The following is a 22,048-nucleotide window of genomic DNA, read 5'->3' on the forward strand; positions in this document are numbered from 1 at the left end:
GTTAGGTGACGTGGCAGCGGGCGGCTTGTTCGAACTGTTGCCGCAGGTTTCGAGAGGTGCCCTCGCCGACCCAGGTCAACGGCGCGTAGTGGTGTTCGACGCCGTGCGGCGGCACGAAAGACGCCGTGACACCGTCGGCGTCGCGCGGCCAGATGATGTCGCCGGTGGCCACGCGGGCGGGGATGGTCCAGTAGTCGCCGACCCGGTAGGTGTGGGTTCCGCCGGGATCGGCTGCGAGGAACTGGATTTCGATGCCGTTCTCCAGCGGGATCCAGCCGTTGTCGCCGATGCCTTCGACAAGCTCCACCGCACCGCGGACCAGGGGTGCGGCCTTGCGCTCGCGCTGGTCCCAGCGGCGCACCTTGGCGTGCGGGCGGCTGGCCGGGTCCGTCTCGATCTCGCCGGTCTTGCTGGTTGGGTCGAAGATGAGCAGGTTGCCGTCGACGCCGGTGAGCTTGACCCTTGTGCCCGCGACTCCCGCGTATTCGAGGGTGTCCCAGGTCAATTCGACCCAGTCACCGGCCGCGAAGCCGCGTTTGACGTCCTTGATCCCCGCGACGTGCAGCCGGTTGCCGATGGTTCCGGTCCAGGCGGCGGCGACCGATCCGTTTTCCCGTGACCATACGAACGAGGTCACCGAACCCTTGACGGCTTCGTCCTTCACCGAGGCGACTTCGACACGGTAGAGCTGATTTTCGACGCCACGGTAGCGGGCGTCGGGCGCGGCAAGGCATGGGTCTTCGTCCTTCGGCGGAGGTCCGGTGCGCGCCCGCAGCAACGGCGGGTTGCCGCGCAGTCCGGCGCGCCACTCGTCGAGCGGAAAGTCTCCGCACGAGGGTTCCTCGCCTGCGTATTCGGCGGCGCGGACCTGCCAGATGACCTGACGGCGCGAGGCCGTGTCCGGCCCGCCGAGCGCGACCTCGCGGATGCGGTCGTCTTCGAGCGTGCTGACGTGGCGCTCCCACACATCCAGGTACACCACGTAGGGCGGCTTCGGCAGCTCCGGTGTTTCCTCCGCGACGGGGTACGGCTGCTCGGACCAGTGCAGCTCGTCGAGTTCGAGCGGCAGCTCAGCGCGGATGCCGTCGACGTAGTAGACGCCGGCCCGCAATTCGAGATCACTGCGCCCGTTGCTGATCGGCTCGGCACCGAACCCGAGGTTGTTCTCGGGACCACCGTGCGGACCGATGAGGTCGGCGGCCAGCGTGCGCTGGGCGCCGATGAGGGTGGCCATGGCGGTATTCCAGTCCGATTCCACCAGCACCCGCCCCTGTTGCAGCAGGACGAGACTGTAGTCGGCCGGGTCCGGCGTCAGCCGGGAAAAGTCTCCACGCATCGGAATCTCCTAGTTCGCGATCAAGACGGCAATGTCGGTGTGGGCTGGACTGAACTGTTCGAGCCGGGCGGTCAGGTTGGCCAGCCGTTGCGGCTGGTAGAGGTCGTGCAGGACGCCCATCTCGGATTCGTCGTCGGCCCCGCGCACGATCTCGGGCGCGCAGTCGGTGCGCAACTGGACGTAGCCGGGGGTGCCGTAGCGCAGGCTGGTGAACAGCGGACGCACCCGATCTCGTTCGGGGGCAAGCAGTTCGGCCTGCTGTGCCGGCGTGAGATCGGACCATCCCGGCAGGTCGCGGACGACGGCGTCGACCAGATCGGGCTGGCAGCGGTGCCTGCGCGGGGTCCGCGAACCCGGCGGTACATAGCTGTAGCGGAGGCAGCCGATCTGCCTGCGCGCCACCCGCACACAGCCGAGGAACAGGGTGTTCTGGCCGATCGGGATGGCATGGGTGCCAACGGTTCCGATCACCGTGCAGTCGGTGAACGAGACCGCGGCGTGCGCCAACGGCCAGTTGGGCGCACCGACGGCTTCGCGCTCGGGATCGGTGGCGTCGATGACGCTGTCGGCGATCTCGATGACGGTGGGGTCGGCGGTGACCTCGTCCGCGTAGACCTGGATGGATCCGATGATGCTGCGCAGCACCGAGATCCGTCCGTCGCACAGATAGATCTCCAGACTCGGCTCGGCGGGGCGCCGCGGGCTGCAGTCCCCCGCCAACCCCCATCCTGGCACCAACGTGCAGTCCCGGATCTCCACCCGCTGCAGTGGACCTTCCACATGCATCGGACGTCCGGCGACCAGGATCCCGTCGAGGGTGAAACATCCACCAGGGCGGCCCTTTTCGCCGCGCTCGGTGAACACGGTCAGCGCGTCGGGAGCGTTGCGCTGCTTGTCGAGCAGATAGATCACCGGGCGCGTGCGGTCGGCGGCGCGAATGGTGAGGCTTTCGCCCTTCCGCAATTCAATAGTGAGTTGCTCGACATACACATCGCTGTCCCGGATTTCGATCACCGCGACCGGCTGCTTGTCCCGCACGTCGTCCCAGGCGTGCAGGGCGTCTTCGATGCTGTCGAGCACGCCGGGTCCACGCTTCTTGGCGACGGCCTGATAGAAGACCTTCGGAGCGACCGAGGACTGCTCGGACTCCCCCGCCGCGGACTGCTCGTGCTCCGCGGATTCGGGCTCTTCCTGCGCGATCGCGGACAGGCGGCGCGGGTACTCACCGCCACCGATATCGGAGCTGAAACCGTAGTGGTAGCGCACCCATACCCCGTGCGGCGGATAGCCGGGCGGGAACGCCAGCCGCCCGAGTTCTGGATCGATGGCCACCTTGCCTTTGGGGGTGCGATAGGACCAGTCGGTGAGATCGGCGACGATGAAATCCTCGACGGGCACCGTCTTGCGCCGTACCCGACCGCGCGACCGCTCCCCGATCTCGACCCGGAAACTGCGTCCGGCACCGTAATATTCGCGGAACCGGCGGGCCAGCATGTGCCGCCGGATCGGGATCGGCAGCCCCAGCTCCCCACCGGTCTTCGGGTCGGGCTTGGTGAACAACGGCGCGTCGTTGCCGAGCACGCTGAAGGTGAAGCAGCTCGGCTCGACCTCCTCGATGCACGCCGCGGGCGCATCGGTGATCGGGTAGGCGCGCAACCGCCACACGAACAGTCCGACCTCGGGAATGTTGTAGAACCCTTGTCCGCGGGTGGAATTGATCCGCCGAACATCCACGGTGTGCGCAAGGGTGTCGAAGGGGCCGCCCAGGCGCAGCAGTCGCTCGATCTCGTGGAGGTCGGCCACCACGCCCCGATCGTGGTGCAGATGGTTCAGGTGCTGGAAGACCGCGAGCAGTCGATAGAATTCGACCGCTTTGGCAGGCCAGCCCGCCACATCGGCGGCGAGCTCCTCGAGCAGCGCCAGGGTCCCTTTGCGGCGGTGAGCGCGCACGCTGTCGGCGACCTCCCTGCGCGGGATCAGCGCCCGCACCTGTTCGGGCGCGGCCTGGGCGAGTTCGCCTGCGGCACTGCCGGGTCGATAGCCGACGAGGTCGCCGAGATACGGCACCACCCAGTCGGCGGCGGTCTCGATGAACCAGTTGTCGTACAGGCCGTCCAGATCGTCCTCGACATGGACGACCTGTTCGCTGATGACCCGCAACAGATCTCGCAGCGGGTAGCCCTCCGCTTCGTCGCGGGCCCGATAGATCGCGGGCACCAGCCGATACAGCTGGTCCCATCGCTCAGCAGGCAGGGTCATAGCGCCTCCAGGATCAAGGTGTCGGGGGCCGTTGGGCTCAGGATCAACAGTTCGGCGGGCCGGATCACACCCAGTCCCGGCCAGGCGTGCGAGTCGAATTCGGCTGGCGCGGCAGGTACTACCAGCCGCAGGGTCAGTCCCGCGGTCGGATCGGCAGCGATCAGTTCGGTCTCGCCGATCGAATCCAGAATGCTCAGATCCGCATAGACGACGCCGGGCACCGCATGGATGGCCGCCAGCACCGCCGATTGGGTGATGGCACTGGCGATATCGCGCTTGCCTGGTCCGAACTCGGCAAGCAGCCTGGCCCGGATCACCGGTTCGACCTCGGCCCACACCCGATCCGGATCGATGCGCACCTTCGCCGAAACGGCCAGGGCGCGCAGGGCGCGAATGGCGACCTGCACCTCTTGATCGGGATCGCCGAGTTCCTGCAACGCCCGCCGCAGATTGGCGGTGAGCGCCGAGGTCGGCGCGATCGGGGCGTCGTCGATGCCCGCGACGGTGACGTGCACGACCAGCCTGCGCCCATCGGACAGTTCCTGCGCGGTGGCGGTGCCGATGCCTGCGAAGGCGGTGGCGAAATCGGCGTAGTCCGAGACCGAGACGAGCCGATCGAGCGCCTGCACGCTGACCGCCGCATTGCGGCGCACGGTTTCGCGACCGTCCCGGTTCGCGCCGCCGGTGGCGGGCAGCGGATTGGTGACCGCGGTGACACCGAGCGGCTGATCCAACGGGGTGGCAATCGATCCCGCGGCCGCATTGCCGGAAAGGCCTATGCCGCTGCGATATCGGGCCCGGATGTTCTCGACACCGCTGGACGGGCGGGCCGCGCCGAACACCACCGCGCTGTTGCCGTCGTCGTCGGTGTCGATGACATAACCGCGGTCGTTGCGGCCGATATCGAGCAGGCTGTCGGCTTGGTGCCAGCGCACCTGGTCCACGAACACCTCGAGTGCGGCGCTCGCACCCGCGCTGGTCGGCGCGGGCAGGTAGGTCAGCGGCGGCTGCTTGAGTGGGTAGCGCGCGAATTCCTTGGTGGGATCCCCGGATCCGAGCACTTCGCCGCGGGTCTCGCCGTGCGTGGCCGGCGCGACGTTGCCGTAGATGGTCACACTCGAACGCCGGTAGGTGAACGCCAGCGGTTCCGCCAACCGGACGAAGGTGTGCACGGTATCGCCGGGCAGCTCGACGACCTCGGAGTGCGGGCAGCCGTCGAGGCGGTCACCGCTGGAGTCGCACACGACTTTTCGGGTGGAGTGGTGTTCGACCGCGGCGACCATGACCACTTCCCCACCGCGCACACCGGTCGGTCCGGCCTGAGACGTGTCGGGGTTCTGGCCCTCCCGGATGGCGGCGTCGGTGCGTTCCCCGGTAACGATCAGCCGGTGGCCCGGCGTCAGTTCGGGGAAAAGACCATCCAATTCCAGTGTGTCGCACGAAATATCGTCGTAGATCACCGGCTGGGCGGCGGCCAGCAGCTGCTGGCGCGGGCAGCCGATATCCTTGTCGTCCAGTGAGATACCGGCCAGCGTCAGAGTTTCCTCCTGCGCGAGCACCGTGGTCTCGTCGAGCACCTTGTGCAGTTCATCGGAGCCACCCTCCGGCCAGTCCTGAGCAAGGGTGAGTCTGCTTACCTTGGTGGACAAGCCCAGGATGTTGGCGGTCACCGTCTCGATGGCGGTGACCTCGCGAGTGGCGACCTTGGGGCTCACCCACTGGTTGATCAGGACGATGGTGCTGCCCACGGTGACCGCCGGGTAGACGGCGTCGAGATCGAGTGTCTTTCCGCGTATGTACTTCGGCGGTTTGATCGTTGGATGGTTTTCGTCCACCCCATTGGGGATCGCAAGGTGCACCCCACCACCGCCACCGGCCGGCGGATTGGCAGGTTCGGACTGCAGTGCCTTGATCTTCGGGTCGGTGTAGCCGGTGATGGCGCCGTTCTGATAGATCGGGAACTTCGGCGCGGCGGCACCGAACAGCATGGCGCTCAGCCGCATCCGACGGACCTTGGGCGGCGACGAGTTCGACGCAGTGCTGTTGGCCAGCGCGCTGTCGAGGGTGCCCGCGATCTCCGGAACCAGATCACCGAGCAGGGCACTGACACCCGCTTTGTCCGCGCCGAGCAGATCACGCAGATCGCGCGGCAGATCGGCAGCGGCGCTCGGCGGCACCGACGGCGGTTTGCGCAGTGCATCGACCAGTAGTTCGAGCCGGGTCGGGATGTGCCCGTTCATCTTTCGCGCCGCCACGTTGTCGGCGGCCAATGCGCTGGCGGGGCGCCAGGATTTGGCGGCGGACGGAAGATTGCGGGTGGCATAATCGAGCCACGTGACCTTGGCGGTGGTGAGATCGGCAGGGGCATCGACGACTACGCCGGTCACCGCATAGATCGTCCGCGCGCCACCGAAATCGATCGTGATCTTGTCGCCGTCCCGCAAGTCGGTCAACACACCTTTGAACACCAATTCCTCGGTGAATCGCAGTGTTTTCGGAATCAACAGCTGCGGCTCCCTGCGCCGCACCGCCAACGCGCTCAGATTCCCGTACCCCACAACGGCTTCGGCGGTCTCGAAGGTGGCAGGCAGCTGCCCTGGCCCCGGGATCTGCTGCGCCTTGGTGCCCGCCGGGATCGGCACCCGCTGGTCCTTGTTGACCGTGAACGCCAGATACGCCGAGGCCGACAGTCCAGGACGGGGCCGATAGCCGACGAGTTCGGCCAGGCGCCGCACCGAGTACTCCTCGGTGGCGGTGCGCAGAAAGCCTTCGTTGGCAATGCGTTCGGAGTAGAAGGTGAGCACATCGGCGACGGTTGCCCACCCGTCGAGCAGCGCCATCGACAGATCCGACGGCTCGCGAGTGGTGAGCGCGGCGAGCGCGGGCACCTCGGAGCTGCCGAGCCGCGCGCGCATACTCGCGAGGAACTGCGGATGCGTGCCGACCCGGTAGGTCAAGGCAGGCAGGCCGGGCCGGTTGGCCACCGAAACCGGTGTCGCAACGGCGGTTCCAGTGCAGCAGTCGTCGCAGCCGCAGGCGCTGCCGCCGCCGCAGGTTGGTGTGCCACAGTCGGTGTTCATCGTCCACCTCGCAGATCCAGTCGCAGGATGCCGTGTTCGGGCGCGGCGGGATCGTTGTCCAGGCGCGGGACCTCCATCGGCCGCATGCGCAGTACTCCGTTGTCGGGCAGGTCTTTCGCGTCCGCGGGCACCGTGGACTGGCCGTAGCGCCGCAACCGGGTGACCTCGGCGTTGCCGACGCCCGCCACCGCGGCGGCCACCGCGACCAAGGTCGACGCGGCCACGCTCGCCCCGAAGGTCACGGCGTCGGGATGGAACATCCCGAGGGTGCCGTCGCTGAGTCGCCGACTTCCCAACCGCGCGTGCAGAATTCGTGCGACATCGGCGCGCCGGTAGCCTTCGGCGACGCAGATCCGCATGTCGATCTCCAGCCCGACGTTGATCGCGGGCACCACGGCAACGTCGTGGCCGATCCGGCGATAGTGGTCGAGGCGGGCGGCGATGGCGGCGAGCAGATCCGGGCACGGGTCGAACGCGCCGAACGAATCCACGCCGACCCGCATCTCGTACCAGCTCCCGGTCCACCGCTGTTCGGCGGCGGCGCGCTGCACCCGCGCCGGAAAGTCACGCATGGTGAGCTCGGCGTAGTCGGCGGGGGTGATGGCGCGCTGCCGGTCGCGGTGCATGGCGCGCGGCGCGAACTTCTTCACCTCGACGACCGATTCCGGGGCAAGCCCGCCAACGGCGGGCAGCGGATTGTGGACGCGCACTTCGGCGCCGCTGACGAGGTCGTCGTACACGAGGTGCCGGATGCTGTCCGGCCCGACGTTGCCCACCGGTCCCGCCCCGACTCGATAGTCGGCCAGGAACCGCTCGGTCGCGGCGGGCGCCCGCCCGAGGGTGTCGTCACCGAAACGCAGGTGCACGATGGCCTCGTCGTCGGTCTCCACCACCAGGTGCCGGTCGCCGGGCCCGCTGTCGAGCAGATCATGGCGCGGCTCCCACCGCGCTTTCACACCGTGATCGGTGCTGGTCAAGCGCAGCTGGGCGAGCGCTGCTCGCGGAGCATCGACGGTGATCGCGGCGGCAGGCGCGTCCGGCGCGAACGGCATCCGATAGGACAGCGGGGTGTCGGTGAGCGCGGGCCGGTACCGTCCCGGCCGCAGCACCGGCGGATCCGGGCAGCCGTCCTGGCAGGGCTCGACGCGCGAGACAATCGGCACCTCGCCGAGCTCTTCGCACGTCGTCCTGCCGTGGTCGACGAGCGTGACGTTGCCGCGCACCACACTGACCGGATCGAGCACCGCACACTCCGGCGGCGGCCCGATCGCGGACAAGCACAGCGCGAACGGCAGCGCATCGGCTGTGCCCCAGGCAATTTCGACGATCTCGGTATCCGTCAGCGGATCGGTGTCGCGGCGCGCCTCGGTGAGGCGCACCGCGTGGCGGTGATTGAGGTCGGCGTCGGCGGCAAGGCCGGTGCCAGGCCCGAGGATCTCCTCGAACACCAGCACATCCCCCGCCGCCAAACCCAGCGTGCTGTCCCCGCACTCGTCGACGACATCGATCAGGGTGGCGGTGGTAGTACCCGCGGGCAGACAGCAGTCACCGTCGCCCCAGGTGTAGAAGTGAATGGTGGAGCGGTCTTTGCGGATCGGCCGCGCCCACACCGGTTCGAACCACAGATAGTCGGCCGACGAAATCCGCTCCAGTGCCTCCGGTTTCATGAGCGGCGCGGCATCGGCGAGCAACGCGGCGACATCGGTGACGAACGCCTTCGGCGCGTCCAGGTCGTGGGTCGTCTCGACAACCACCCACGCCCGCGCACTGGCTCCCTCGTGCATGCGGTAGTCGACCAGTCGCGCGTGCCTGCGCACCGAGGTGCGGAGCCGCGCAGTCGTCAGATACGCCTCGGTCGCGATCGCGTCCTGCCGGTAGCTCAGCTGATCGCCAACGTAGGCAAGCACTTCGAGCAGCATCACGTACATGTCGGCCGCGCTGCGCTCGCGCCACCCAGGGGCGAGCACCGCCATCCGGTCCAGGAGCAGCTCGGTGAAACTCTGGTAATCCTTTGCCAGATAACGAATATCGGGCTGTGACCACGCCGGCGGCGGGCACGGGACGGGCAGACAGTCCAGCTCGGACGGGCAGTCGACCTTGAAACTGAATTCCAGCGCGTAGTAGCGCGGGTCGAACCCGTGATGCCTTGTCGCGGTGGGATATCCGTACTCGTCGGCCTCAACGACCTCCAGCCGATAGCAGGAGTGGTCACCGGGCCGATCCAGCTGCACGGTCAGGCAGTCGTCGCGTTCGGGGTCCTCATTGGCGCAGATCGAGAATCCGGTGACCCGAATGTCGGTGATCCGCCTGCCGCCGACGACGCGCAGGTTGCCGAGCTCGAGGTCATCGGGCGCCTTGTCCAGGAAGTACACCGTCAGCCTCCGCTGATCGGCAGACACCTCCAGATAGTCGAGGCCGTTGAGGCACGGGTCGCGGCGGACCAGCGCACGACGGCGTTCGTCGCGGCACCGCAACATGGTTTCGGTCATGGTGTGCTCCCCACCTCGAAGTCTTCGGTGCGCGTCTCGCCGAGGTCGCGCAACAGATAGTCGATGCGCACCTTCAAGGTGGCGCCCTCGCTGATCACCCGCAGCGTGCGCACCTCGATCACCTCGGCGAGCCAACGCGCCAGCGCGGTCTGCAGACTCAGCTCGACCGCGGCGGCGATCTCGGGGCTGTTGGGTCCGAAGAGGTGACGTTCGAGCCCGGCGCCGAAGTCCGGCCGGTTCACCCGCTCGCCGGGCAACGTCAACAGCAGTTGCTCGATCATCTGGTGCACATGCGCCGGATAGTCGGCGCTCGCGGTGCGCCCGCGATTGTCGAATCCGTACGGGTACGCGATATCCACGCGGTCGGTCATAACGCCACCACCCTGGTTTGTGCGGACAGCGGCAACATCGGCGTGCCCGAAGGCGCACAGACGGAGGTGCCGCCGAGAATGGCCAACGGCTGCCCGTTGGAAGTGACCCGGGTCGTGCCGGTGATCCATTGCCCGGTCACACACGGCCCGTTGGCCGCGATCGGTGGCGGCAGCGCGCACCCCGCGATCAGATACGGCACCGGAAGCAGCGCGGTCGGCTGTGCCGAGACCGTCACCCTCGGGTTCACCGACGCAGGCGTCGCTGTGCCACCGTGGCTGCATTTGACCTGGGCGCCCAGGTGCAGCAGCGGCCCGGGCATCAGGTCACCACCAGTGCGGTCTGGTTGACCGCGACGGTCGGACCGATCATGGTCAGCGTGGCGCCTTTGCCGTTGCTCAGGTAGATCCCCGAATCGTTGACCACCACCATGGCGCCGCCAGGGCTGCGCAACACGATGCCACCCGACACCGGGGTCGGCGCCGCGTCGCTGAGCACCAGCGTGGTCTGCGCGGTGGTCTGCACGACGATGTTCTGTCCGGGCGGGATGGCCGGCGGCACCAGCGCGAGCGCGGGCACTTCGGCGGCGCTGCCCCAGAATCCGCCGACCCAGATCGGATAGTCCGGATCGCCCTGTTCGAATTCGATCCACACGCCTGCCCCGATTTGCGGAACCATGAAGGTGCCCTGCTGTTTTCCGGCAAGCGGTACGCACGGCATCGCCCAGCTCGACGGCACAAGCCCGAGCACATCGGGCACCTGGGCGAGCAGCCGTCCGCGCTGTTCGGGATCGATGTTGTTGATGACGGTGCCGCGGTACTTGCCGTAGTACCTGGCGCCCGCCGTCTCGTCGGGGCTCGTCATACCCGTACCTCCGGGACCGTGGAAAGCAAACCGTTGCGGCTCAAGCTGAAAGACTGGGTGTAGCTGCCTGGCGAGATGTGGTGGGTCACCTGGGTGACGTAATGCAGCCCGTCGAACGCGGGCCCGACCCCGCGCACGCCGACAAGCTTGCGCGCCTGCAACACTCGCCCGTAGCGCACCACATCGAGGGTCCCCTGCCCGGTCACCGCGTCCGCATAGTTGGACGCCTTGGCCATGCCGATCAGAATCGCTTGCACCGGAGAGAGTTTCGACAGATTGTCGGCCACCGGCGCGAAATCGGCGAGGCTGGTCGGCAGCGGCGGGATCACCCCCAGCGGTGGATTCAACGGCGTGATCGGCGGAATAGGCACCGGGATAACCACTTTGGTCAACTCGTTGTACAGGTAGACCGTGGGGATCTTGTTCTTCTTCGAATCGAACCGGAACGACAAGGTCTGCACGTTGGTGTACGCGTCCATGTCGACGTTCAGCGCGGGCTGCGGCACGCCGACCTTGATGCGCGGTCCCCAATAGGCAACGTTGGTGCCCGTTTTCGGGCCGGGGTCGATGTAGAACACATAGCCGACCTGCGCGGCCAGCCACCGGATATACGCCAGATCGGTGCCGCGCTGGCTCGGAATGTTGCCGGTGGGCAGCGGCACGTGCACGAACACACTCGGCACGATCAACGGAATTACGCCGAACAGCGCGTATTTCGCCAGCAGCAACGCGACCCTGGCTTCGGCGGGCATCGCCGGAAACGGCAAGCCGCTGAAATCCTGCTTGTCCATCAGCACGCTGATGTCCTCGCCGGTGATCACCAGGCTCGAATGGGTGTCGTCGGTGCCTGCGCCGATCTGGTGATCGGTGATCACCCCGTCGGCGAGCACCGTGGATTCACCGTTCACGGTGACCTCGATGATCACCCGCATGAACAGGATCGGGCCGCCGCCCGCGATCAGGAACAGGGTCTGCAGCGGAGACCGGTTGCCGAGCGCGAAGGTCAGCTGGAAGCCGGTGCCGCGTTCGGAGGTGGTGACCTCGATCGAGGTCAACGCCTCCATCACCGTCTTCGACGCCGGGATCGGCACCACCGGCCCGATCATCAGCGACAGCTGCACCCGATCAAGCACCGAGCCCACCTCCGAAGCCTTCGGGCAGCGTGATGCGCAGCCTGCGGCCGATCCGTTCGGTGAGTTCCTCGGGGCGCACGGCCCGGTTGGCGTCGGCGAGCTGCCAGAACTGGGTGGGGTCGCCGATCGCGGCGGCCGCGATCCGATCGAGCCGATCGTCGTCGACGACGGTGTGCGTGCCGATCTGGACGAGGCGGTCCGGATCCGGGCAGAACCGCCGCCGCAGATACGGATACACCCGGCCATTCGGTGCGGTGTAGGTGGCGACCTCGACGCTCGCGTAGCGACTCGACGGTGGAAACGGTGCGGGTGGCATGGTCGGTCCTCCTTATCCGATGGTGGTGATGCCGAGTTGGCTCAACGAGGCCGAACCTGGCGCGGCGAGTCGTTCGGTGGCGCGCAGGTGGTTCAGGAAGATCGTCGAGCCGGGATGGTCGTAGGGCAAGTCGTTGACGGTGAGCACCCGCATGGTCAGCGACACCTTGGCGCGGATCGGGTTGAGCGCGGTGTCGAAGGCCTCTTCGACGATGGTCAGCCCGGTGATGCGCACCGGAACGATCCGGTGCCTGCTCCACACGAACAAGGTCAGCGGCGCCTGGGCTGGGATGATCTCCAGCTTTCCGGCGCGGGCGAGCGCGTCGTTGGTCGCGAGCGTCGCTGCGGTCGGATTGATCAGCCCGGACAGGAACGCCAGCTGCGGGTGCAGGCCGTCACGGACCGCGTCCGGTTGGGTCACGGCCGCCGCCATGGCGTCCGTGAGGTCGAATTCCGCATCGACGCTGTAGGTTTCGGTGGCCGGGCCCTTGAGCCGCAACGCTTCGGACCGATCCTGCCCCGAAGCACCGGTGCCTTGTGGTTGCAGCGAGCGTGAGACCGAATCGGGGTTGTACTGCAGCGGGAAGGTCCGCATCGGCCCGCTCGCGGGGACGAGAACGATCCCGCCGCTGATCACTCGGGGAGAAATCGTCATGGTCGCCCCCTGCCGGACACGCCGATCGCCTGGGTCGCCGCGGCCGCGATGCCGTCGGCCAACGGACCGATCCCAGTGCCTGGCAGCGTGATCGGCGGTGCGGTCAGCACCGGAACCGTGGCTGGATCCCAGTTCGGGTGCGCCGCGGTCAGCCGTTCGGCGATCGCCGACTCCACCGCAGCGAGCAACCGCCTGCGATCCGCCTGCGCGATCGGAAGATCGTGCAACACAAGCCGTTCCACCTCGATTCGGATGTTCATGCCGGCACCCCCTGCTCGATCCGGAAATCGGCCTCGTTGATCGGGCGGTTCTGCTTGCGCAGCTGATCGCGGGCGGCGGCGAGCACATCGCCCATGCCGATCTCCCCGCCGTGTGCTGCCGCGCGGAACGCCGCGCCGAGCGCGGCATCGGTGATCGCGGCGCCGGTCAGCGAGATCCTGGCCAACCGCTCGTAATCCAGCGACCCGACGGGCGTGTCGGCCGGAAAAGCGATGCGCCACATCCGTTCCCGATCCGTCTGCGACGGGAACGGGAAGTTCACCACGAATCGGAGCCTGCGCAGGAACGCCCGATCCACCGCGTCGCGCATATTCGTCGCCAGGATGGCGAGGCCGCGATAGGTTTCCATGCGCTGCAGCAGGTAGTCGATCTCGATGTTGGCGTACCGGTCGTGCGCGTCCTTGACCTCGCTGCGCTTGCCGAAGATGGCATCGCATTCGTCGAAGAACAGGATCGCCTCGCCCGCCTCGCCCCAGTCGAAGATGGTGCGCACGTGTTTCGGTGTCTCGCCGACGTATTTATCTACCACGCCGGACAGATCGATCCGGTACAGGTCCAGGCCGAGCGCGTTGGCGAGCACCTCGGCCGCCATCGTCTTGCCCGTCCCGCTCTCCCCGGCGAACAGCGCGTTGATGCCGAGCCCACGGTTCATCCGTGCACCGAAGCCCCACTGCGCGTACACCGTCGAGCGGTGCGCGACCTGCTCGGCGATCTGATGCAGCTGGTCGAGCTCGTTCTCGGGCAGCACGAGGGTGTCCCAGGTGGCGACCGGTCGCACGCGCGAAGCCAGCTTCTCCAGCCGCGGGCGCAACGACCGGCGCGCGGCCGTCTGCAGTGCCCTGGTCGCGGCATCGGGGTCGGCGGGCAGGTCGGTGTAAGCGACGACGCGGGCGATCTCCGGACCGTCGAGGCGGAACTGTTCGGCCAGCATCCCCACCCGCGCCCGATCCGCGGAACCCAGTGCCCGCACCCACAATTCGTGCTGTTCCGGGCCGGTCGGCCTGCCGACCTCCATGCTCACGGTCGGTGCGGGCAGGTCGGGGCTGAGGTCAGGCGCGCTGGACAGGACCAGACCGCCGCTGCGGCGCACGAACATCGCCCGCGACTGGCGCAGCGTGGCGAGCTCGTCGGTGCCGTCGTCGTCGAACAGCAATGCGCGTGGCACCAACAGGGTTTCGCGATGCCACAGCCTGGCTATGGTGTCGATCTCGCCGACCGGCACCGCGGCCAACGCGGAGATCCGCATCCGATAGAGCTCGAGCCGAAGGGCGTTCGCGATCGCGGCCGCCACCGCGGTGCGGTCGGGTGCGTATGTGCCGACCAGCTGCACCACCGGGAGCTCGCCGCTGTTGGCGGCGCGGGCGATCAGCTCCACCGCGGCATCGGCCACTTCCTGCTGACTGCCAGGCAGGTCGTCGCCGGGCGGGATCGGTTCCATCGCCGTCGCCAAGCGGGCATCGAGGTGATGCAATCCCTTGATCGCGTGCAGGATTCGCTCGTCGATCCGCAGGCCCGCGCCGGTCGACATCGGTTCGCCGACCGTGGTGACCAGCTGCCAGTACCGCAGCGGGCGTTGCGGAGACCGCGCATCCCATGCGGCGTCGTCGAACAGGTCCATCGCCATCGCGAAACTCGGACGGGGGCAGCCGTAGGAAGCTTCGAGCAGTGCGCCGATACCGGTGTCCAATTCCGGTGCGGCACAGAGCAACAGCACGTTGCGTTCGAACTCGGTCAGGCCGAACACCCGACGCAGCGACTCCAACTCGGGCAGGTCCGTCGCGGCGGCCTCCTCGATTCGCCGAGCCGCCTCGGCGATCTCGGCATCCAGCGCGGACGGCGGAACCACCGGCGCAGCGAGCACGGGCGCGACGGCAGGCTCGCCCTGGCCCTGCCACCAGCGACGCGAACGGGTCACCGGCACAACCGCTTCCGGCAGCGCGGAAGTGACCACCGGTCCGCGTCGCTGCGCGACCCTGCGCAGCAGCAGCCGCAACCACGCCAGCGACAACACCAAATAGCGGTCGTTCGAGTCGAATCCGGGCTCGGTCATGACACCACCACCTGTACGGCCGGATCGAATTCCGGCACCGCGGGGGCGCCGCGATAGCGGACCGGGTCGCTGTCGGCGCCGTCGATGCGCAATCGCACCGTGTAGGTTCCCGGACCGATCAAGGGGAACGTTGCGGTCACCGTGCTGAAGTCGTCGGGATCGGGCGGCGTGACCACCGTGGACGGCGCGGCCGACGCGGACCCGAGCAACACCGCGACCCGCTGGCCCTCGGCGATGCGCGGCCTGCACCGCACCGTCACGGCCACCGTCCCCGCAGGCACGGCCAACGGCGAGGTCACCTCGATGGTGGGGCCCAAGCCCATCGGCACGCTGTTGCTTGCCACCGTCGGCACGCCGACCCGCTCGGTCAGCGCCCGCACCTGATAGAAGCCGCAGACCGCGCCTGCGTCGGCGGGCACGCGCACGCGGCGCTCCTGGTCGCCACCGGTCTCCGGCGCCGACACCAGCGGTGCGCTCAGCCGCGGATGGCTGAACTCCACGGTGCTCACCGCACCCAGGTTCGAGCCGATCATCCGCGCCGGTGCGCCGATCGTCGCGATCATCGCCCGCTCGGGGGCCAGCATCGCGGTCAACACCGCGTCGCCGCCCGCCACCGCGGTCGGACCGCGCCGCAATACCGGCAGCGGCGAGCGCCGGTTGCGCGTGCTGTCGATGAGCACCACCGACACCTCGTAGGCGGTCGAAACCCGGTAGCTGGTGGCGAATCCGCTCCACAGTTCGAACATGTCGTGGTTCGACAACGGCAGCGGGGTGATCCGCAGCCGCTCCGGCTGCCGATCCAGCTCGCTGACCGGCTCGCCGTGGTTGGCGTCGACGATCTCCTGCCTGCCGAGCAACGTGTGATCGTGCAGGATGCTCATCGCCAAGCCGAGCACGCGATGCGCCGACGCCTCGTCCGGGCCGTAGGTGGTGATCAGGTAGTGCAACGTCAACGGCAAAGGCGGCCCGCCGGATTCGCCGGGACGCAGGCCAACCGCGTCGCTGTTGCGGAACGCCGCCGACATGGGGGCGTTGTAGAGGAACAGATTCAGCTGCTCGTCCGCGGCCGCACCGTCGCGGGCCTTGTCCAACGGCAGCATCGTCACGTTCGGCGTCGCCGCGACCAGCAGAGTCTGCAAGGTCCTTGTCACCGCGGCGATGGCGTGTCCGTTGCTCATCGCGCCCCCCGTTGGTTCAGATAGTCGTCCAATCCGATGACCGCCGATCGCGTGGTCGACGCACGTGCGGGTGTTTCCTTCGCCGCCGTGCTGGCACGCACCTCGATCCGGCCGATACTCACCTGCACCACCGGGTCGGCGGCACGCGCGACCGGGTCCGAAACTGATTGCGGCGCACGGCGGTCCATGCGGTCAGTGGATCGATGAGTGGCCGGCACCGGCACGTCGGGCAGTGGTGGCGACACCAGTGCGCCGCGTTCGTGCTCGGCGCGCGCAGGGGGCCGGGCGGCCGGTTCGGGCCGCGGCAGCTCGGACTCGTGGCCGAGACGACGTGGCGCGATCGGCTGCTCGGCCGAAACATGCTGCACAACAGTCACTGTCGGGGTATCTCTCGGTTCGCCTGCTGGTACTTGCGGTGCAGGTATCGGGACGCTCGGACGCAACGCGGGCGCGGTCGTGCGACGCTCGGCGCGGACCGGTTCCGGCTCACGTATCCGACTGTCCCGCACCACGATCGACGGCACTGGCGACGCGACTGCGGGCGCCGCAGTGCGCGGCGCCGTTGCGACCTCGACCTGCTCCGGCGCCGGCCGCTCGGCCGCGCGCACCGGCGTCTCCACCTCGGTGTCGATATCGGGCCCGCTCATGCCGCCGGACTCGAAGCGGCCGACCGGACGCGGCCGCAGCCGCGGCGTCTCGGCCCGGCTGCTGGCGATCAACCCGCGCAAGCCCCCGGTCATGACGACCACCGGTGCGCGCCGGACAGCGACAGATACATCTGCCTGCGCCACGGGCTCAACGCGACGATCGCATCCTCACTCCAGCCGAACGCCGTCGCCAGCGCGGCCACCTCCCACAGCACCCGCAGCGCCCAGCGATCGACCTCGTCCCACAGAAACGACGCGGGATCCAGCGAAAGTCGCACCGCGTCACCGCATTCGGGACAGGTCAAGGTCACCTCGATCACCGCGTCCGGGTCCGCCTCCGAAATCGCGGCGTCCACCGCGTCGGCGGTCTCCGCGGACAACTCCGCCAGCGACAGTTCCGCCGCGCCGGAGCGCAGCGACAACACACAGCGTTCGAGCAACTGCCGCGCCGCCTGCTCCACCGGAAAATCGGCAAGCGCAACGAGATCCCGTCGCGTCGGCAACCGAAAACGCACATCAACCGCGCCGAACACGGCGGCGCCGACACCGGCGGGTTCGCCGACGGTCAACTCCGCCAACGGAATCGATGCCTCGAGTTGAGTGCCACAGTCCGGGCAGTCGGCCACCGCGTCGGCCGCGGCGCCGAACAACAACGCCCGCGCCCGCAGCAGCAACCGATTCAGTTCGCCTGGCGCGCACTCGTCGAGATCCCGGTCGTCCGCGCACATCAGCGCGAGCAACGGCAGCGGCCGATCCGCCGGATCGGCGCCGAGCCCCGACTCCCACGCATCGAGCAGCGCGGCGGTCGCAGGCACCCGGAGTGCAGTCGCAGTCATGGGCACATCACGCCAACGTCGGCTCGGTCGGCTCCACCACGGTCAGATCCCGCTCCCAGCCCTCGTTCTCCAGCTTGATGTGCTGAATCGAGATGGCATTGGCATTGGCGTCGAAATCGGCGACCGGCTGGAACTCCGAAACCCAGCAGCGATAGATCTTGTAGGTCAACGCGACCTGGCCGGCCTCGTTGTAGACCTCGAGCAGGATGTCCTTGCGGAAATCGGCAAGCGAGGTCTCCGCGCCGAGCCCGGCGCCGAAGCTCCACACCCGGTTCGCCCACCGCTCGAACTCCGGATCGTGGGTCACCCCGCGCTCCAAGGTGATCGCGTCGAACTCGGTGCGCCCCGGCGACTTCCGGCTCGTCGAAGGATCGCCGCCATGGCGATGCTTGACTACCTCGGTGGTGCGCTTGAGCGCCGACACCTTCGAGATTCCGGCGACATAGCGCCCATCCCACTTCACCCGGAACTTGAAGTTCTTGTACGGGTCGAAACGCAATGCGTTGACGGTGAACTCCGCCATGACAGGTCCTCCAAACCTTTACGCAGGTATCAGGCCGCGAGCTGACCGGCAATCTGCTGTAGCTGCACGATCACGAATTCGGCGGGCTTCAAGGGCGCGAAACCCACCACGATGTGCACGATTCCCTTGTTGATGTCGTCCTGGGTCGTTGTTTCCTTGTCGCACTTGACGAAGTACGCCTCGGTGGGCGTCTTGCCCTGAAAAGCGCCCTGCCGGAACAGGCTTTGCATGAACGCGCCGACATTCAGCCGGATCTGCGCCCACAGCGGTTCGTCGTTGGGCTCGAACACCACCCACTGCAAACCCCGATACAGGCTCTCCTCCAAGAACAACGCCGTGCGGCGCACAGGGACGTATTTGTATTCGTCCCCGGTCCGATCGGCGCCGCGCAGAGTGCGCGCGCCCCAGACCACTCGGCCGTGCACCGGGAATTGCCGTACGACGTTGATGCCCTCTTGATTGAGCACCCCGTTCTCGGCGTCGGTGAGGACGTCGGCGAGGCCGACCACACCGTTGAGGGAGGCGTCGATACCCGCCGCGGCCTTCCACACGCCGCGCTCGGCGTCGGTCCGGGCAAGCACACCAGCCAGTGCACCGCTGCCTGCGAACGGCTCGATAATGTTGTTGCGCAGCGGATTGGCTTGCAGCAGGCGGGGATAGAACACCGCAGCGTTACGCGCGGGCTTGCCGACGATATCCAACTTCGCCAGTTCGGTCGCCGGATTCGTCATCAACCCGTTGTGCGACCAATCCGTCGGCGGATCGACAAGCAAGAATGCGCGGCGCTCGATGCAGTACGACAAGATGTCCTTGTACACGACGGCATCGGTCAACGACGACGCCTTCTTTCCGAAGACACACACCATGTTGAACAGATCGATGTCCTCGAGCAGGTACTTGCCCGTGCGCAGGTTCCGATTTCCTTCGTAGGCGGCCTTGTCCAGCGGATCGCTGTCGTGCCCCTTCTCGGCTTCGGTCGCCACCCGCTTGGTCTTGGCGTCCAGCCATTCCGACTTGTTGGGATCCGTGGGATCCGGCGTCTTCTCGGGCACCGTCGCAGGCAGCGGCGTTGCTGAATCCAGAACGACCAGTGCCGATTCCGCGGCGAGCACCCGATCGATCCGGCGTGCGGTGTCCTCCACCGTCAGATTCAGGAAGGTCTCCAACGGACCGGTCGGGCCGAGGCGCACCCGCAGATTGAACAGATCCGCTTTGTCGACGCCCAGGTCGTCGGCAACCTCCTGATCGACCTTGTCGTCGACCCTGGCCAGCAGCGCATTGCCCCACGTCCCTGGGGAATTCGCGAGCAACCCGACCTTCGTCGCCTCACCGATCTGCAGCCCGGCCGCCGGATTCTTCGTCGTGTCGCTCGGCGCTTTGTAGAGCCGGGCGATCACCGCGTTCGTACCACCGTTGAGGAAGAAATCGCGCACCGCGAACCCCATCGGATAGTTCACATCCAGATCGCCGTACTGACGCACGAAATCGGAATAGTTGAGTACCCGGCCCGCCTTGGTGGTAGGCCCCTGCGGCGCCTGCCCGAGAAAGGCGGTGATCGATGTGGCGACACCGGTAATGGTGCGCACGCCACTGGAAATCTCCTCGATGTACACACCGGGGTAGGAAACTTGAACTGGCATCGGGAAAGTCCTTTCGACTGTGCTAAACCAGCGGGTCTTGGTGGCCAAGCACCACCGCGCGTATCTGATCCGGACCGAGCGACCCGAGCCTGTGTGGGCACGGCCGCATCTGGTACATCCATGCCTCCCGCCCATCGGTCCGCACGCCGAGCAACGTCGGTCTGGTCGCCCTCGTCATCCGGTCGAGCAACCGGCCGCGCCAGGGATCGGTCACCCCGACGATGACCACGTCGTGACTCGACGCCCCCTCGACCGTCAGCTCTAGCTCCGAATCGTCGGAAAGCTGGTCGATGCGAACGTCTTCGTCGCCGGCGAAGGTGTCGGCGATGAGGTCGGCGAGCAGCCTCGGTAACTCGATGAGTGCAAGTCGAATGGGCACCTGATAACCATCACTGCCACTCCCCCCTCTGGTAAATGAACCATCGGATCCATCTTTCGGTCCAGATGGATTCAGATACCTGCCTGCGTTCGCCCCCGCATCACCGCGGCCGCATCGGCGCGACGGCGCACGCCGAGCTTCGAAAGCAGGCTGTGCACATGGTTTTTCACCGTCGGGATCTCGATGCACAGCTTCGTCGCGATATCTCGGTTGGAAAGGCCTAGTTCCACCAATTGCAGGATCTGGTTCTCCCGCTCGGTGAGGACTAGTTCCTTGCGTTCCGAACGGCCCTGATCCGCGAGCGCGGAAACCCGGCGCAACAACACCGCGGCGATGCGCGGCGAACACAGCGATTCACCGGCCAGCACGCTGTCGACCAAGTCGAGCAGATCGGCCAGCGACCCCGAGCGCAGGTGGTAACCGCGCACGCCGGCCTCCGCACATGCGACGATGCCGACCTCGTCCTCCTCGGACACACCGAGCACGATCAAACGGCTCTCCGGACTGTGCCTGCGCGCCGCCTGCATCACCGCACGACTGTCGGCAGAGGCCAGGTTCAACAGGATCACTTCGGGCGCCCGTTGACTCAACGCGCGCACCATCGATGCCGAATCATCCGCGGTGCGTACCGATCCGGTCGCGAACTCGCGCGCGATACTCGCAGCGAGCCCATCGCGATACAACCGGCAATCGTCCACGATCAAAAGATCGGGGTCCGACCGCACCGGTCCCGAATGTTCACTCCACCCCAGTGGTATTTCGCCATTACTCTTCATGCCGCGCTCTCACCGTGCAGAAAGTATCTACATCCGCCGGAAACACTCGGGCACCACACACCGCCGAGATTTCTATTGTTCTGCTTCCGCCACCCCTGGTCATGAGTATCGGGCTACTCAATTTCGAGAGCCCCACCGTGCACCCCGCCCACGATGCCCACAGCCCGGGGAAAGCGAACGGATCCCGATCGCATCGCGCCCAGTTTTTCCATGGTCAGCTGCAATCCTGCCCACCTCGCCCGGCAGCTGTACACGGACCGATCCGCCCAGCGAACCGCGGCCTGCTGAGCCGCGGGACGACTGATGTCACGGTGCGGAAGTTCGCGCCAGAACCGCCTTCGCGGCATACCGTGAGCCTCATGATTGAACCAACGCCCAACGGCGCGAAGCTCTTCGAGCCCGCGACCGCGCTGCGCTCCGCACTCTGGCTTCCGGTGTTCGACGAACTCGCCGACCCCGTGGTGATCACGCGGTTGGCGGTCGAAGCGGAAGAGGCCGGATGGGACGGCGTGTTCCTCTGGGACCACCTGCGCTGGCAAGCGCCCGTGCGGCAGGTAGCCGACCCGTGGATCACGCTGGCGGCGATCGCCACCGCCACCGAACGCCTGCGGCTCGGCCCCATGATCACGCCGCTCGCCAGACGCAGGCCAACCAAAGTAGCCAAGGAGACCGCGACGCTGGACCGGCTCAGCGGCGGACGCCTCACCCTCGGCGTCGGATTGGGCAGCGACCGGTTCGGCTCCGAGCTGTCCAAGACCGGCGAATCGCTCGACGATCGGCGACGCGGGCAGATGCTCGACGAGTCACTGGAGATCCTCACCGCCGCATGGTCCGGTCAGCCCGTGCACCACCGCGGCGAACACTACGTCGTCGACGACATCGAATTCCTTCCCCGGCCGATACAACAACCAGGCGTGCCCGTATGGGTCGGCGGATTCCCGGGCAAGGTCGCGCCGATGCGCCGGGCAGCCAAATACGACGGCTTCTTCCCCGTCAACCTCGAACACCCCGATCAGGTCGCCGAAGTCGCCGCCACCCTCACCGACCTCCGCCAAGACACCACAACGCCGTACGACATCGCCGTCGCCTTCCCACCAGGAACCGACCTCGCACCCTACGTAGCAGCAGGCGCCACCTGGTGGATGGCAGAGTTTCCGCCCGGCGTCGCACTGGACCAGGTGCGCGGCGCGCTCCGCGACGGCCCGCCGGTGCACACAGTTCGGTGATCACGAGCGGTCGC

At 67.4% G+C, this 22,048-nt stretch carries 20 protein-coding genes; 1 reads left to right on the top strand and 19 read right to left on the bottom strand.

Annotated features, from left to right (window positions below; translation table 11 throughout):
• Nucleotide 1: 1 nt before the first annotated feature.
• The 19 genes from NA11_RS21495 to NA11_RS21585 form a co-directional block, all read right to left on the bottom strand.
• On the bottom strand, nucleotides 2–1,336 hold the full coding sequence (locus NA11_RS21495; RefSeq protein WP_069163755.1) for a DUF6519 domain-containing protein: 1,335 nt from the start codon (nucleotides 1,334–1,336) through the stop codon (nucleotides 2–4).
• A gap of 9 nt (nucleotides 1,337–1,345) precedes the next feature.
• Nucleotides 1,346–3,595: a hypothetical protein gene (locus tag NA11_RS21500; protein ID WP_069163756.1), complete on the bottom strand. Its 2,250-nt coding sequence runs from the start codon at nucleotides 3,593–3,595 to the stop codon at nucleotides 1,346–1,348.
• Nucleotides 3,592–6,675: a putative baseplate assembly protein gene (locus NA11_RS21505; RefSeq protein ID WP_069163757.1), complete on the bottom strand. Its 3,084-nt coding sequence runs from the start codon at nucleotides 6,673–6,675 to the stop codon at nucleotides 3,592–3,594. The genes NA11_RS21500 and NA11_RS21505 overlap by 4 nt, the downstream gene beginning before the upstream one ends.
• Nucleotides 6,672–9,164 (bottom strand): putative baseplate assembly protein, encoded by a 2,493-nt coding sequence (locus NA11_RS21510; RefSeq protein ID WP_069163758.1) that lies wholly within the window; start codon nucleotides 9,162–9,164, stop codon nucleotides 6,672–6,674. Before NA11_RS21510 ends, NA11_RS21505 begins: the two co-directional genes overlap by 4 nt.
• Nucleotides 9,161–9,535 carry a GPW/gp25 family protein gene (locus NA11_RS21515; RefSeq protein WP_174567708.1) on the bottom strand — a complete coding sequence of 125 codons (375 nt, stop codon included), beginning with the start codon at nucleotides 9,533–9,535 and terminating at the stop codon, nucleotides 9,161–9,163. Before NA11_RS21515 ends, NA11_RS21510 begins: the two co-directional genes overlap by 4 nt.
• Entirely contained in the window at nucleotides 9,532–9,855 is a 324-nt protein-coding gene (locus NA11_RS21520; protein WP_069163759.1) for a hypothetical protein, read from the bottom strand. The genes NA11_RS21515 and NA11_RS21520 overlap by 4 nt, the downstream gene beginning before the upstream one ends.
• Nucleotides 9,855–10,397 carry a phage baseplate assembly protein V gene (locus NA11_RS21525; protein ID WP_069163760.1) on the bottom strand — a complete coding sequence of 181 codons (543 nt, stop codon included), beginning with the start codon at nucleotides 10,395–10,397 and terminating at the stop codon, nucleotides 9,855–9,857. Before NA11_RS21525 ends, NA11_RS21520 begins: the two co-directional genes overlap by 1 nt.
• On the bottom strand, nucleotides 10,394–11,530 hold the full coding sequence (locus NA11_RS21530; RefSeq protein WP_069163804.1) for a hypothetical protein: 1,137 nt from the start codon (nucleotides 11,528–11,530) through the stop codon (nucleotides 10,394–10,396). Before NA11_RS21530 ends, NA11_RS21525 begins: the two co-directional genes overlap by 4 nt.
• A complete protein-coding gene (locus tag NA11_RS21535) occupies nucleotides 11,523–11,846 on the bottom strand; it encodes a hypothetical protein (RefSeq protein WP_069163761.1) in 324 nt (107 codons plus the stop codon). Before NA11_RS21535 ends, NA11_RS21530 begins: the two co-directional genes overlap by 8 nt.
• A gap of 12 nt (nucleotides 11,847–11,858) precedes the next feature.
• The gene (locus NA11_RS21540; RefSeq protein WP_069163762.1) at nucleotides 11,859–12,500 is read right to left on the bottom strand and encodes a hypothetical protein; all 642 of its coding nucleotides are present in this window, start codon (nucleotides 12,498–12,500) and stop codon (nucleotides 11,859–11,861) included.
• Nucleotides 12,497–12,760 (bottom strand): hypothetical protein, encoded by a 264-nt coding sequence (locus NA11_RS21545; protein ID WP_069163763.1) that lies wholly within the window; start codon nucleotides 12,758–12,760, stop codon nucleotides 12,497–12,499. The genes NA11_RS21540 and NA11_RS21545 overlap by 4 nt, the downstream gene beginning before the upstream one ends.
• A complete protein-coding gene (locus NA11_RS21550) occupies nucleotides 12,757–14,829 on the bottom strand; it encodes an ATP-binding protein (RefSeq protein WP_069163764.1) in 2,073 nt (690 codons plus the stop codon). The genes NA11_RS21545 and NA11_RS21550 overlap by 4 nt, the downstream gene beginning before the upstream one ends.
• The gene (locus NA11_RS21555; RefSeq protein ID WP_069163765.1) at nucleotides 14,826–16,007 is read right to left on the bottom strand and encodes a Pvc16 family protein; all 1,182 of its coding nucleotides are present in this window, start codon (nucleotides 16,005–16,007) and stop codon (nucleotides 14,826–14,828) included. The genes NA11_RS21550 and NA11_RS21555 overlap by 4 nt, the downstream gene beginning before the upstream one ends.
• Nucleotides 16,004–16,747, bottom strand: a complete 744-nt coding sequence (locus NA11_RS21560) for a hypothetical protein (protein ID WP_141717752.1) — start codon at nucleotides 16,745–16,747, stop codon at nucleotides 16,004–16,006. Before NA11_RS21560 ends, NA11_RS21555 begins: the two co-directional genes overlap by 4 nt.
• A complete protein-coding gene (locus tag NA11_RS21565; RefSeq protein ID WP_069163767.1) occupies nucleotides 16,744–17,490 on the bottom strand; it encodes a T4 family baseplate hub assembly chaperone in 747 nt (248 codons plus the stop codon). The genes NA11_RS21560 and NA11_RS21565 overlap by 4 nt, the downstream gene beginning before the upstream one ends.
• A gap of 7 nt (nucleotides 17,491–17,497) precedes the next feature.
• Nucleotides 17,498–18,013 carry a phage tail protein gene (locus NA11_RS21570; RefSeq protein ID WP_069163768.1) on the bottom strand — a complete coding sequence of 172 codons (516 nt, stop codon included), beginning with the start codon at nucleotides 18,011–18,013 and terminating at the stop codon, nucleotides 17,498–17,500.
• A 29-nt stretch (nucleotides 18,014–18,042) separates the two neighbouring features.
• Nucleotides 18,043–19,653 (bottom strand): phage tail sheath C-terminal domain-containing protein, encoded by a 1,611-nt coding sequence (locus tag NA11_RS21575; protein ID WP_069163769.1) that lies wholly within the window; start codon nucleotides 19,651–19,653, stop codon nucleotides 18,043–18,045.
• A 22-nt stretch (nucleotides 19,654–19,675) separates the two neighbouring features.
• A complete protein-coding gene (locus NA11_RS21580; RefSeq protein ID WP_069163770.1) occupies nucleotides 19,676–20,032 on the bottom strand; it encodes a hypothetical protein in 357 nt (118 codons plus the stop codon).
• Nucleotides 20,033–20,103: 71 nt separating this feature from the next.
• Nucleotides 20,104–20,757: a LuxR C-terminal-related transcriptional regulator gene (locus NA11_RS21585; protein ID WP_069163771.1), complete on the bottom strand. Its 654-nt coding sequence runs from the start codon at nucleotides 20,755–20,757 to the stop codon at nucleotides 20,104–20,106.
• Nucleotides 20,758–21,167: 410 nt separating this feature from the next.
• Between NA11_RS21585 and NA11_RS21590 the strand changes: the two genes are divergently transcribed.
• Nucleotides 21,168–22,034, top strand: coding sequence for an LLM class flavin-dependent oxidoreductase (locus NA11_RS21590; protein WP_069163772.1), 867 nt, complete (start codon nucleotides 21,168–21,170; stop codon nucleotides 22,032–22,034).
• Nucleotides 22,035–22,048 lie beyond the last annotated feature (14 nt).

Source organism: Nocardia altamirensis NBRC 108246, assembly GCF_001612685.1.
Lineage (GTDB): Bacteria > Actinomycetota > Actinomycetes > Mycobacteriales > Mycobacteriaceae > Nocardia > Nocardia altamirensis.

Excerpts from the sequence above, each read along its gene's own strand:
- NA11_RS21495 (WP_069163755.1), bottom strand. The coding sequence starts at position 1,336 with ATGCGTGGAGACTTTTCCCGGCTGACGCCGGACCCGGCCGACTACAGT.
- NA11_RS21500 (WP_069163756.1), bottom strand. The coding sequence starts at position 3,595 with ATGACCCTGCCTGCTGAGCGATGGGACCAGCTGTATCGGCTGGTGCCC.
- NA11_RS21505 (WP_069163757.1), bottom strand. The coding sequence starts at position 6,675 with ATGAACACCGACTGTGGCACACCAACCTGCGGCGGCGGCAGCGCCTGC.
- NA11_RS21510 (WP_069163758.1), bottom strand. The coding sequence starts at position 9,164 with ATGACCGAAACCATGTTGCGGTGCCGCGACGAACGCCGTCGTGCGCTG.
- NA11_RS21515 (WP_174567708.1), bottom strand. The coding sequence starts at position 9,535 with ATGACCGACCGCGTGGATATCGCGTACCCGTACGGATTCGACAATCGC.
- NA11_RS21520 (WP_069163759.1), bottom strand. The coding sequence starts at position 9,855 with ATGCCCGGGCCGCTGCTGCACCTGGGCGCCCAGGTCAAATGCAGCCAC.
- NA11_RS21525 (WP_069163760.1), bottom strand. The coding sequence starts at position 10,397 with ATGACGAGCCCCGACGAGACGGCGGGCGCCAGGTACTACGGCAAGTAC.
- NA11_RS21535 (WP_069163761.1), bottom strand. The coding sequence starts at position 11,846 with ATGCCACCCGCACCGTTTCCACCGTCGAGTCGCTACGCGAGCGTCGAG.
- NA11_RS21540 (WP_069163762.1), bottom strand. The coding sequence starts at position 12,500 with ATGACGATTTCTCCCCGAGTGATCAGCGGCGGGATCGTTCTCGTCCCC.
- NA11_RS21545 (WP_069163763.1), bottom strand. The coding sequence starts at position 12,760 with ATGAACATCCGAATCGAGGTGGAACGGCTTGTGTTGCACGATCTTCCG.
- NA11_RS21550 (WP_069163764.1), bottom strand. The coding sequence starts at position 14,829 with ATGACCGAGCCCGGATTCGACTCGAACGACCGCTATTTGGTGTTGTCG.
- NA11_RS21555 (WP_069163765.1), bottom strand. The coding sequence starts at position 16,007 with ATGAGCAACGGACACGCCATCGCCGCGGTGACAAGGACCTTGCAGACT.
- NA11_RS21560 (WP_141717752.1), bottom strand. The coding sequence starts at position 16,747 with ATGACCGGGGGCTTGCGCGGGTTGATCGCCAGCAGCCGGGCCGAGACG.
- NA11_RS21565 (WP_069163767.1), bottom strand. The coding sequence starts at position 17,490 with ATGACTGCGACTGCACTCCGGGTGCCTGCGACCGCCGCGCTGCTCGAT.
- NA11_RS21570 (WP_069163768.1), bottom strand. The coding sequence starts at position 18,013 with ATGGCGGAGTTCACCGTCAACGCATTGCGTTTCGACCCGTACAAGAAC.
- NA11_RS21575 (WP_069163769.1), bottom strand. The coding sequence starts at position 19,653 with ATGCCAGTTCAAGTTTCCTACCCCGGTGTGTACATCGAGGAGATTTCC.
- NA11_RS21590 (WP_069163772.1), top strand. The coding sequence starts at position 21,168 with ATGATTGAACCAACGCCCAACGGCGCGAAGCTCTTCGAGCCCGCGACC.